Genomic DNA, 10,791 nt, shown 5'->3' with positions numbered 1-10,791 from the left:
TATTTTTTCTTTTAATGTTGAAATAAATATATAAATTTACAATGATAGAACAAAATACGAACATTGGTGACCAGTGAAAGGTATAGCGTTAATAAAATGTCTTGTTCAGCAAGTGGAAAATGATCTTATTAAAAATAATATTTTTTTAAATTATAGTACCGTATCGATTATGGTTGAAGCCTTGTTAGCATTTTACTTGGTTTCAATCAAAAAGCTCTCTCTTTCAATTTTTATAAATGTTAGACCGTTATTCAAAAGCAAAGATTGGTGCTTATGCGTTGAATATAAGCCCGTGAGAGAGCCTGTGGATAGCCTTCTTGTGCCACCCGATTTTTCTTCTTCTAAACTTTCGAATGAAACACTTTACAAGATCTTAAAAAAAATTTTTAAAGATTCAGCAATCTCATGTGATCTAAAAAGTGTCCGTGCTTTGAATGACTCTTATGAAAAAACTTTTGTTTTCTTCAATGAATACATGAATAAGTTGGACATGATTAAGCTTACACTCAATGCTAAAATGATTTTAATGAGGCTGGGTGGCGTTTCCCATTTTAACGAAAACTCTATTACTATTCACTTTCCCTCTAATATTTTAGAAGTTAGCTCTATGAAAGATTCGTCAGTTTAAAAGAGTCGGCCATATAATATTTTTGACTTAATAAGGCTCTCTTTTTTTTACAGGCTCTTTCTAACTTATGTGGCATGAATAAAACCAGATAGCATCATCTGTTTAGATGAAGCGCTCTTTGCTGTGTAGGAGATCATAGCAGGTTTTGGCTTGTCCTCATCAGACTTTACATGATCCTGAGGCCACGTGGCTTTTGCAGAGGGCTTACCCTTTGATTGCTCCGGCTGTTAGACCAGATACAATTCTTTTTTGGAAAATGAGAACCAAAATAATCAGCGGCAATGTGACAATGACCGATGCCGCCATAATATTTCCCCAGGGTAATTCATATTCTGACTTTCCAGACATTGAGGATATGGCAACTGGAACAGTTCGTGCCGTATCATCAATAGTAAAAGTGAGGGCAAAAAGGAATTCATTCCATGCGGCGATAAAGGCTAAAAGACCGGTTGTGACCAGTGCGGGCCAAAGAAGAGGGAGTAAAATTCTGGTGCAAATAGTCCAATTAGAGGCACCATCTATGATGGCTGCTTCTTCAATTTCTTTTGGAAGTTGGCGCATGAAAGTGGTTAGAATCCACACATTGAAAGGGAGCGTAAACGTCATATACGTTAAGATGAGGCCTTCTATGCTATTGTATAAATTAAGGTAGCTGATTAATTCAAACATCCCTGAAAGCACAGCTACCTGTGGAAACATTGAAATACTTAAAACCAAAAGCAAGATGCGTTTACGTCCTTTAAACTGAATTCTGCCCAAAGAGTATGAAGCAAAGACTGCAACAGATAGGCATAGAAGAACAGTGCCCAATGCTACTTTTGCTGAATTAAAAATGTTTTTGCCAAAAGGTTGTTCTGTAAAGACAAGAAGATAATTTTCCCAAGCAGGGTTTTTAGGCCAAAAATCAACAGTAAAGAGGGCAGACCCCGATTTTAACGAGGATACAAAAGCCCAATAAAATGGAAATAAGCATATGACAACGATCAAGGATGTAATCAAAAAGAGGTTTAAGTAATAAAATCTTGAGTGCATGTCTAATTTCTCTCTTTGTTCAATCCGCTGAACGACATATAAACGATTGTGAAGCTTGCGATCATAAGGAAGAGCAAGGTAGAGGCAGCAGAGCCTAAGCCAATGTTTTGAAAATCAAAAAGTTGTTGGCGGGCATAAACGGACATGGACATTGTATCTTGGCTGCCACTTGTTAAGACGTATATTAAGTCAAAAACTCTGACCGCATCTAATGTTCTAAAGATAACAGCAACGACGATGGCTGGCTTTAAAAGGGGTAAAGTGATTTTAAAAAAGACTCTAATGGGGTGGATGCCGTCAACCCTAGCGGCCTCATAGCATTCTTGGGGTAACATTTGTAACCCTGCAAGCATCAATAGCGACATAAAGGGCGTTGTTTTCCATACATCGACAATAATAACGGTAAAGAGTGCCAGGTCAGGATCAGCTGTCCATGCTAACGGCTTTGAAAGGATGCCAATCGACTGAAGCATATAGTTAAAAACACCATAAACATCGTGAAACATCCAGCCCCACATCCGTGCTGAAACAATTGTTGGAATGGCCCATGGCACAAGAACAGCCATCCTTACCAGGCCACGCCCTTTAAACTTTGTATTCAGTACGAGAGCAATCATCAGCCCTAAGATTGTTTCAAAGAAAACAGAAATAAAAGTAAAAAAGAGTGTATTCTTAACAGATATCCACCAATCATCATCCTCAAAAAGGAGTTTGAAGTTTTCCAAACCGACCCATTGAGCAGCTTGTAAGTTTGATAAATTAGCATCTGTTAGAGAGAACGAGATTGTTCTAGCCAAAGGCCAGCCAGCAACAACAAATAATAGTACTAGAGTAGGTATTAAGAACAGCCATGCTGAGCGAACTCTCGACTTGGTTAGCGCTGATCTCGATTGAGGCATCATAGTGATTTCAAATTCTTTCTATTATTGATTTTTTTTGACGAGTAGTTTCAATTTCTTCTCTAGATTTTTGAGGGCAACTTCTGCGTTTTTTCTGCCAATAAAAATACTATGAGCTGTGTTCCAAATATTCGATGAGACTTGGTTGTATTTTGACTTTGCTTGCGCAGAGGGGCGTGCCACAATATTTTGGAAGGCCTCAAGAAACTTTTGCCAGTAAGGGAGAGCGTCTTGAACTTTTGTATCTTCATAGAGTGAAAGCATCGGGGGATAATAATTGCCTGAAAGAGCTCGTTCTTTTAGCTCCTCTTTGCTTGTTAGAAATTTGACCAGTTTAAGAGCGTTCTCTTTGCGCTTGCTGTACTTTGATATTCCTAATTGCCAGCCACCAAGTGTGCTAACTGATTGACTCCCGGGAGCCTTTCCAGCTGGAAGAGAGGCAACCCCAATTTTACCCTTAAGGGGACTTTCATCTGCCTCGGCAAGAGAGACTGCATAAGGCCAATGGCGCACAAAGACCGCATTTCCAGATTGGAAAACCCCTCGACTGTCTTCTTCAGCATAGTTTAAAACACCTTTGGGGGTGATTTTATTGATCCAACTTTTAACTTTTTCAAACATTTCTGCGTTCTCTGGTGTGTTGATCGTCACCGTTCCATCCTTACCAATGGCGGCTTGACCGGCATTTGAGTGAATGAATTCAATTACATTGCAGGTGAGGCCTTCAAAAGCCTTTGCAGTGAAAACATAGCCCCAAATTTTTTTGTTACCAGCCTCTCTTTCCTTTTGTTGAATATATTCAGCAGTTTCGGCTAATGCATCCCATGTTTTAGGGACATCTTTTTGATACTTCTCTAAAAGATCTTTACGATAAATAAGTAGGCCAATATCAACATACCAAGGCAAGGCCAATAACTGACCATCGATGGTATTATTTTGGATGAGGGTTTGATGATAAAGATCTGTTTGCTCTTTTGAGATGTGCTCAGATAGTGGCATAAGATGGTCTTTTAATAAACCAGCCCATGTTGTGTCTATTTGATACACGTCAATGTCAGATGATTTCGATGCCAGCTGCTGTAACACCCAAGCAAGCCGATTGGATGAACCTGTGGGGGCTTCAATAACCTTAGCTTTGAGGCCCGTTTTATCTTCAAATCGTTTGACGCTTGCTACACACTGTTCTTTTTTCTTCCCAAGAGAGTCACAGGCAATTGAAACATCATACCCGCTATTTCCAGAAGTGGCGTGGGACGAGAGTTCAAAAAAGCTCAGTGAGCAGAGCATAAGTAAAAAAAACATTTGGATTCTCATGGCGAACTCCTGTTGATTCGGTAAAGTCATTTATTACTATAAATGAGAGGACAGATCAAAACACTTTTTGTCATGAGCATTTTTGGGCCCTTTTATTGAGCGCCTAAATAAATCGTGAAAGAAAGTTGTGGGCATGTTTAAGGGCACTATCTATAACATAACTCTCTTTGACGGAGGGGTTAAAATTTTTAATAGATGTAACTTTTGCATTGGCTAAGCCACACGGGACAATTACATCAAACTTTTCAAGCTGGGGAGCGATGTTTAATGCAAAACCATGGGATGTTATCCAGTTTCTCACTTTGATGCCAATGGATGCTATTTTTTCGCTTTGGCTAATATTGTTAATGTTTTTAACCCAAATACCAACTTTTTCTCGACAGGCCTGTGCCTCTTGTATCCCTGCTTCTTGCAAGATATTAAGGATATAGCATTCAAGGCCTTGAATGAATGTGCGTATGTCTCTTTTCTCATTTTTAAGAGGTATGATTGCATATCCAACAAGTTGACCTGGCCCATGATATGTTAGCTTTCCACCTCTATCGATTGAGATAATTTTATCTGATAAGTGTGGGGGAAAATCATTTTCTCCCGTAAGGCGACCTGCTGTGTACACTTCTTGATGCTGCAAAAGCCACAATGTTGGTTTTGCAAGGTTTTTAGCAATGCGTGTTACGCAATCCTGCATGATTTCAAGAGCCTCTGTATAATCGACTAAATCATGGCTAACCCATATTTCGTAGTTGCTGTAATTATAGCGTTTGATCTTTTTCATGTTTTTTGGATTATTTAGTATCTCGTATGATTGCACATGTTGGTTGTCTATCATATGATTCATTATAATCATAAAAGGTTTTTACTCATGAAGGTTCAAACCCTGCCCATCAGTTCTCGGTTAAGCGCCTTAATGGCCATCACCTTTTTATCAAGCTTTGCTTATTATGGATTTAGAGCAACACTTTTCTACTATCTCGTGCAAACCTTAGGAATCAACCTTGCCAAGGGGGCAGATATTTTTATTGCCTTCATTGCACTGCACTTTGTTACTCAAGCTGTCTGTGGCTGGCTTTCAGATAATCACTATGGCAATAAAATTGGATTGCTTATTGGCAGTGTTATGATTTTTTTGGGCGGGGCTCTTTCATTAACCTCCTATTCAATAGCTTATTATTTGGGTTTTTCATTTCTTGTTCTTGGTACAAGTTTCACCCATGTAAACCTTGTTGCTACCCTAGGAAGGATTATGGATAATCAGGAAAGCCTTCGTCTGAGTGCCTTCACCTTGTTTAAAGTTGTGAGTAATTCTGGAATCTTTTTGACAATTCTTTTTTTCTTTTTTACCCACGATCAGGCGATGTGGAAGAATCTTTTAATCGTTAGCTCGATGCTTTCAGGAGTGCTCATTTTTTTATTGGTTTTATTTAGGTGCGGGGATTGCCTCTCATTTGACGGAATAAAAACTTTTACAGAGGGTGAAAATGCGTCTAATCAAGAGGGGGTAGGAAAGATTTATTCGCTTCTTTTATTGCTGCCACTCTCCTCCGTCACGGCTTTCTTGATTTGGAAAAGTGAGTGGTTAGGCATGACAGTGCCAATTGTATGCATTGTTGGGTTTTTCTTGGCGCTCCATGCGGCTCTGATAAGAAAAATGGTTTTATCTATGACGTTTCTTTTTGCTCTGTTTGTTTTAAATGTTTGTTACATTACCCTTTTCCATTATGCAAGTTCGGCATGGGTGGGATACTTAACTGTAAATTTTCAAAATCACATACAGTCTCTAAACGGTCTTTTGAGTCAAAACTATGCTTCCGTCTTGCATTTGCCAGATGTGACGATGCGCGTCCTTAATTCAATGATGGTTCTAATTCTGGGACCCTTTTTTGCCGTATTTTGGTTTGTCTTTTTTAAAAGAAAAAACCCCTTAAGTCCCTTTTTAAAAACGGCCATCGGCTTTGTTCTCTCTGCTCTGTCTTTTGGAATCCTGACCCTGTCAAAAAATTATTATTCTGCGGATGGCGGTGTAGATCTTACATGGTTTGTGTGTGCGCATCTTCTTTATGCTGCCGGTGAACTCATGATTTTGCCCGTGGCTTTATCTTATCTTACTTCTGTTGCTCCAAAAGATAGTTTGGCCTTGTATGCGGGAGGGTGGTTGATGGCAGGAGCGATTCCAATTTATTTAAACAAATATATTACAAATTTTTTTGGACTGGACCTGTTGAGTCAGTCAGCGGAAATAAGCTCAAGCACTTATACAGATATTTTTGGGGTTTTGTCTTGGTCTAGCTTTGGACTTGGACTCGTATCCTTTATGGTTTTTTTGGCAAGTAGAAAAATTTTTGAAAAGTGATTTCTACAACGATCTAAAAAGGGAGCTGTGCCAGATAGTGCCAATAAAGTATTATAAGGACACTGAACCCAGGAGATGCTTGTTGTCTTAGCACAAAAAGATCCGCTAAAGAGCTCATCACAAACAACGGTTCTTTCCTCGGTGCGTAACGCAGAATAATCGTAACTTTTTTTGTAGGACAAAAAATAACTGGTATTGTCTAACAGGTATTAAATAAAGAAAGACCCTCATGGACTTAATTTTACAGCTTGCCTTTCCCTTTACCGCCCACGTGTTTGTTGGAGTACTTGTCTTGGCATTCATTATTCGTAAAAAGTGGGTACGAATCACTCTAATCTTTTTAACGCTACTGCTTGGACATCAATTAGTTAAAACCCAACAAAGCAGGAAAAAGGCCATATCATTACAGCAGGCTAATACAATAAAAGTTACCTTGTTTCAATTGAACCTTAATGTTGAAAATACTGATTTATCAATACTGATTAACTATTTAAAAAAAATCCCGCTGATCTTGTGGTCTTGCAGGAAGTCAACCCGACTCAGGCGCAACAACTCCAGAAAAATCTTGAAGATCTATATCCTACAGTTTTTTCAATGCCTGCGTCTAATCCATTTGGGTCAATGATTCTTAGCCGTCTCCCTATGCTGCGGGCAGAACGGCAAATAATACCTAAGACAAAAACGCTTTATAGCCATGTAGAGCTTGAGGTTCCCTCATTAAAAACTCCCTTACACCTGTATGAGATTCATGCCTATCCACCGATAAACCAAACTCTTGTAGAAGAACGTAAGCAGGCCCTTGAAGGCTTGGCTAGGATCATTGAGGATAATCCTTCTGAATTAAAAATTGTTGTGGGTGACTTGAACCTAACCCCCTATAATCCCTTGTTTAAAGCCTTTGAGCGCAAACTGTCAATTCGCCGCATATCAGGATTAAAAGTAACATGGCCAATGTTTCTTCCTAGCTTTCTTCGAATTGCGATAGATCATTGTTTTATCAGTGGAAAAATAGCCTATCAGCACCATGCCATTCTTAGGGATGATTTTAATTCAGACCAGGCTGCTCAGCGAGCAGACTTACTTCTTATTCCTTGATTCAGAGCAGTTCATGTTTTGTCAATTTAAGATCAACTCGATAACGTATTGAATAAAAAAACTTATTTTTTGTTGAGGGCACTATTAATTTGGTCTTTCATAATTCTGGAAACCCTGAAGCTAACAACATCCCGTTCGGAAATTTTAGCTTCTTGCATTGTTTTTGGGTTTCTGCCAACCCTTGCTTTTTTATGCCGTGAGAAGAAAACACCAAAAAGAGGAATTTTAACTTCTTTTTCTTTTTTGATACATAAAGACACCTCATCAATAATGGATTCAACACAGTTGATAGCATCTGTTCGTGAAAGAGTGCATTTCTTTTTAAGCGTTTAACTTATGTCAGCACGCGTGATGGTTTTTTTGACATGAGCCTATCCTGTTATCACATCAATGATAATGTGAATAAGAGACAAGGTCAATTCAGCATTTGACGTAATACGTTTTAGGGTTGATTTTTTATTCGTTAAACAGTACAAAAGGTTAGTAATTTTAAGAGTTTTCCAATGGTTGTAGCCCTCATTATCGTACAAGCTTTCATTGCATTGACCATGATTGGTTTTATTCTTCTGCAAAAAAGTGAAGGTGGGGGGCTCGTGTCCCAGCAAGGGAGCCAATCGATGGGACGCTTCATGACGCGCCGCAGTCAGGCAGACTTTTTGACCAGAGCAACATCAATTCTAGCAGCTGTTTTTATGGCATTGTGTCTTGTTATTGCGATAATTTCTAATCGCTCAGCCAGCCGATCTTCCCTACTGGACCAGGTAGAGCAAGATACAATCCAAAGTGTAGAAGCTGAAGTTGGGCAGATTGAGAAAAATAAGAAAAAAGCTCAAAAACAAGAAGAGCCAAGCGCGCCAAGTCGCGTTTAAAAAGACTTTCTATTTATTATTACTTTTCAAGCTAAATTTTCTTGCAAAACACAGTGCGTGACCTGTAGCTTGTTAGAAGAGGCTCTCAAAAAAATAGAAGAGCATTCTAAAAAACTGAAATTTTTTATATCTTATGACAACACGTTACATTTTTGTTATAGGAGGCGTTCTTTCCTCGTTGGGTAAAGGGATTGCTTCTGCTTCAATTGCGGCGCTTCTGCAAGCGCATGGCTATAAGGTCAAAATCAAAAAACTGGATCCGTATATAAACTATGATCCAGGGACAATGAATCCTTATGAACACGGTGAAGTTTACGTCACCCGTGATGGCGCCGAAACGGATCTTGATTTGGGTCACTATGAGAGATTTACCGGCATTCCAAGTGAAAAAAGAGATAACACCACAGCTGGAAAAATTTACTATGAGGTGATTCAAAAAGAACGTGCTGGGGAGTATTTAGGTAAAACAGTGATGGTTATCCCCCATATCACAGACACCATAAAATCTTTTATTATGGATGGCGCTGAAAGTTTCGACTTTCTGATCTGTGAGCTTGGCGGCACGATTGGAGATATTGAGGGGCTTCCTTTTGTTGAAGCCATTCGTCAGTTAGGGAATGATCTTGGTCGAGCCAGATGTTGTTACGTTCATTTAACTTTGCTGCCTTTCATCAAAACGGCGGGTGAATTCAAAACAAAGCCTTCACAGCACTCGGTCAAAGACTTGCTGAGTCTGGGAATTCAGCCTGATTTTCTCTTGTGTCGTGGAGAGGTTTCTTTGCCTGATGAAGCACGTGCTAAGCTTTCTCTTTACTGTAATATGTCTAAGGAACGGGTGTTTAATGCCATTGACGTCGCTTCGATTTATCAAGTTCCGTATAGCTTAAAAAATGAAGGATTAGACCAAGAGCTGCTGACGTATTTTAACCTTCCTTATGCTGAGCCTGAAATGAGCAAGTGGCAGCCTTATCTGGAGTCGGTTAAAAAGGGCCCCACGCTCAGAATCGGCATGGTTGTAAAGTACGATAAATTAAAAGATGCATATAAATCTCTTGTGGAAGCTCTGATTCACGCAGCCCATCAGCTTGAGAAAAACATAGAAATTATTTGGATTGGCGCTGATCAATTAGAAGAAGACCCAGAGGCTCTTGGAAGAATAAGTGAGCTTGAGGGCCTTATTGTTCCAGGTGTTGGCCCGCGAGGCCTAGAGGGAAAGCTCTCAGCCTTGCGTTATGCAAGAGAGAATCATCTACCCTGTCTTGGTATTTGTCTTGGCATGCAACTTATGGTCGTTGAATATGCAAGGAATGTTTTGGGCTGGAAAATGGCGAACTCTAGTGAATTTAGCGAGACCGGTAAACTCGTTGTCTCTCTTATAACTGAGTGGCAAAAAGATGGTAAAATAGAAACCCGATCCCATGGTGACAAAATGGGTGGTACCATGCGTCTCGGGTCTTATCCATGTAAAATAAAGTCGGATAGTTTGCTTCACCAAATTTATCAGCAAGAGCTGGTTGAAGAGCGTCATCGTCACCGTTATGAGGTGACCCTTGATTGCCGATCAGATCTTGAAGAGGCGGGGCTGATTTTCAGTGGTATGTCGCCAGATAATCAATTAACAGAGGCAGTTGAAATTGTAAATCATCCCTGGATGGTGGGTGTGCAGTATCATCCTGAGTTTGAATCGTGGATTGGCCATCCTAATCCGCTTTTTTTGAGCTTCCTTCAAGCGTCATCAACATTTCAAAAGGATAAAAATGAAAAAAATTAATTTAAGTACATTTGAAATTTCCAATGCATCCCCTATGGTCATTATCTCAGGCCCGTGTCAAATGGAAAGCAGAGATCATGCTCTTATGATGGCTTCAGAATTAATGGAACGGGCGACCAAGCTTGATATTCCGTTTATCTTTAAAACGTCTTTTGATAAGGCAAATCGCACAAGTTTGAGCGGCAAGCGTGGGCTAGGCTTGGAAAAAAGCTTGGAGGTGTTTCATGAAATTCGACAGAAAGTTGGCTGTCCTGTTTTGACAGACGTTCATACTGAAGATCAATGTATAAAAGTAGCTGATGTTATTGATGTGATCCAAATACCTGCCTTTTTATGCCGTCAGACAGACTTGCTTATTGCAGCGGGACGAACAGGAAAAATCATCAATGTTAAAAAAGGCCAATTCCTCTCACCTGCTGAAGCAAAGAATATACCTGCAAAGGTTGCCTCAGAAGGAAATGATAAAATTTTACTCACCGAAAGAGGGACAACTTTTGGATATAATAATCTTGTGGTAGACATGCGTTCGCCAGTGATCATGAAACAAACTGGATATCCTGTCATTATGGATGCAACACATGCGGTTATGCAGCCGGGTGGTCTGGGAGGTGCATCAAGTGGTCAACGAGAATTTGCCCCTGTTTTAGCACGGGCTGCAATCAGTCTTGGTATAGCCGGCGTGTTTATGGAATCTCATCAGGATCCGGATCAGGCGCCGAGCGATGGCCCAAACATGATCAAACTTGAAGATATTGAACCCCTTTGGCGTTCGCTTAAGGAATTTGATAAGCTTGCTAAAGAAAACCCAATCGTCGTTTAATTTTAGGAGAGGT

Annotated in this window: 12 protein-coding genes; 7 read left to right on the top strand and 5 right to left on the bottom strand. The window is 39.8% G+C overall.

Features of this window, described 5'->3' with window-relative positions; all coding sequences use genetic code 11:
- Nucleotides 1-73: 73 nt before the first annotated feature.
- Entirely contained in the window at nucleotides 74-628 is a 555-nt protein-coding gene (locus C0582_02795; protein ID PLX29928.1) for a hypothetical protein, read from the top strand.
- Nucleotides 629-832: 204 nt separating this feature from the next.
- On the opposite strand, the gene C0582_02790 is transcribed toward C0582_02795, so the two are convergent.
- From C0582_02790 to C0582_02775, 4 genes are all read right to left on the bottom strand, one after another.
- Complete coding sequence (locus C0582_02790; GenBank protein PLX29927.1) at nucleotides 833-1,660, bottom strand: sugar ABC transporter permease; 828 nt, start codon at nucleotides 1,658-1,660, stop codon at nucleotides 833-835.
- 2 nt (nucleotides 1,661-1,662) lie between these two features.
- Nucleotides 1,663-2,559: an ABC transporter permease gene (locus tag C0582_02785; GenBank protein PLX29945.1), complete on the bottom strand. Its 897-nt coding sequence runs from the start codon at nucleotides 2,557-2,559 to the stop codon at nucleotides 1,663-1,665.
- Between the two features lie 24 nt (nucleotides 2,560-2,583).
- Nucleotides 2,584-3,903 carry an ABC transporter substrate-binding protein gene (locus C0582_02780; GenBank protein PLX29926.1) on the bottom strand — a complete coding sequence of 440 codons (1,320 nt, stop codon included), beginning with the start codon at nucleotides 3,901-3,903 and terminating at the stop codon, nucleotides 2,584-2,586.
- Nucleotides 3,904-3,976: 73 nt separating this feature from the next.
- Complete coding sequence (locus tag C0582_02775; GenBank protein PLX29925.1) at nucleotides 3,977-4,720, bottom strand: lipoate-protein ligase B; 744 nt, start codon at nucleotides 4,718-4,720, stop codon at nucleotides 3,977-3,979.
- A gap of 15 nt (nucleotides 4,721-4,735) precedes the next feature.
- Between C0582_02775 and C0582_02770 the strand changes: the two genes are divergently transcribed.
- The 3 genes from C0582_02770 to C0582_02760 all read left to right on the top strand — a co-directional run bounded on the left by C0582_02770 (nucleotide 4,736) and on the right by C0582_02760 (nucleotide 7,318).
- A complete protein-coding gene (locus C0582_02770; protein PLX29924.1) occupies nucleotides 4,736-6,223 on the top strand; it encodes a hypothetical protein in 1,488 nt (495 codons plus the stop codon).
- Nucleotides 6,224-6,452: 229 nt separating this feature from the next.
- Nucleotides 6,453-6,848, top strand: a complete 396-nt coding sequence (locus C0582_02765; protein ID PLX29923.1) for a hypothetical protein — start codon at nucleotides 6,453-6,455, stop codon at nucleotides 6,846-6,848.
- Between the two features lie 17 nt (nucleotides 6,849-6,865).
- On the top strand, nucleotides 6,866-7,318 hold the full coding sequence (locus C0582_02760; GenBank protein ID PLX29922.1) for a hypothetical protein: 453 nt from the start codon (nucleotides 6,866-6,868) through the stop codon (nucleotides 7,316-7,318).
- A 62-nt stretch (nucleotides 7,319-7,380) separates the two neighbouring features.
- Here the strand turns inward: C0582_02760 and C0582_02755 are convergent, their stop codons facing one another.
- Complete coding sequence (locus tag C0582_02755; protein PLX29921.1) at nucleotides 7,381-7,608, bottom strand: integration host factor subunit alpha; 228 nt, start codon at nucleotides 7,606-7,608, stop codon at nucleotides 7,381-7,383.
- Between the two features lie 213 nt (nucleotides 7,609-7,821).
- On the opposite strand from C0582_02755, the gene secG reads away from it, so the two are divergent.
- From secG to C0582_02740, 3 genes are all read left to right on the top strand, one after another.
- Nucleotides 7,822-8,187 (top strand): preprotein translocase subunit SecG, encoded by a 366-nt coding sequence (gene secG / locus C0582_02750; protein ID PLX29920.1) that lies wholly within the window; start codon nucleotides 7,822-7,824, stop codon nucleotides 8,185-8,187.
- Nucleotides 8,188-8,320: 133 nt separating this feature from the next.
- Nucleotides 8,321-9,958: a CTP synthetase gene (locus C0582_02745; GenBank protein ID PLX29919.1), complete on the top strand. Its 1,638-nt coding sequence runs from the start codon at nucleotides 8,321-8,323 to the stop codon at nucleotides 9,956-9,958.
- Nucleotides 9,945-10,778, top strand: a complete 834-nt coding sequence (locus tag C0582_02740; protein ID PLX29918.1) for a 3-deoxy-8-phosphooctulonate synthase — start codon at nucleotides 9,945-9,947, stop codon at nucleotides 10,776-10,778. Before C0582_02745 ends, C0582_02740 begins: the two co-directional genes overlap by 14 nt.
- Nucleotides 10,779-10,791: the final 13 nt, after the last annotated feature.

It is taken from the genome of Alphaproteobacteria bacterium (assembly GCA_002869105.1).
Taxonomy (GTDB): Bacteria; Pseudomonadota; Alphaproteobacteria; order UBA7879; family UBA7879; genus UBA7879.
The sequence above is the reverse complement of the archived record's forward strand: the minus strand, read 5'-3'. Positions and strand labels throughout refer to the sequence as shown.

Bases quoted from the DNA above. Each gene is read 5' to 3' on its own strand.
- C0582_02790 (PLX29927.1), bottom strand. From the start codon at position 1,660: ATGCACTCAAGATTTTATTACTTAAACCTCTTTTTGATTACATCCTTG.
- C0582_02785 (PLX29945.1), bottom strand. From the start codon at position 2,559: ATGCCTCAATCGAGATCAGCGCTAACCAAGTCGAGAGTTCGCTCAGCA.
- C0582_02780 (PLX29926.1), bottom strand. From the start codon at position 3,903: ATGACTTTACCGAATCAACAGGAGTTCGCCATGAGAATCCAAATGTTT.
- C0582_02775 (PLX29925.1), bottom strand. From the start codon at position 4,720: ATGATTATAATGAATCATATGATAGACAACCAACATGTGCAATCATAC.
- C0582_02770 (PLX29924.1), top strand. From the start codon at position 4,736: ATGAAGGTTCAAACCCTGCCCATCAGTTCTCGGTTAAGCGCCTTAATG.
- C0582_02765 (PLX29923.1), top strand. From the start codon at position 6,453: ATGGACTTAATTTTACAGCTTGCCTTTCCCTTTACCGCCCACGTGTTT.
- C0582_02760 (PLX29922.1), top strand. From the start codon at position 6,866: ATGCTGCGGGCAGAACGGCAAATAATACCTAAGACAAAAACGCTTTAT.
- secG (PLX29920.1), top strand. From the start codon at position 7,822: ATGGTTGTAGCCCTCATTATCGTACAAGCTTTCATTGCATTGACCATG.
- C0582_02745 (PLX29919.1), top strand. From the start codon at position 8,321: ATGACAACACGTTACATTTTTGTTATAGGAGGCGTTCTTTCCTCGTTG.
- C0582_02740 (PLX29918.1), top strand. From the start codon at position 9,945: ATGAAAAAAATTAATTTAAGTACATTTGAAATTTCCAATGCATCCCCT.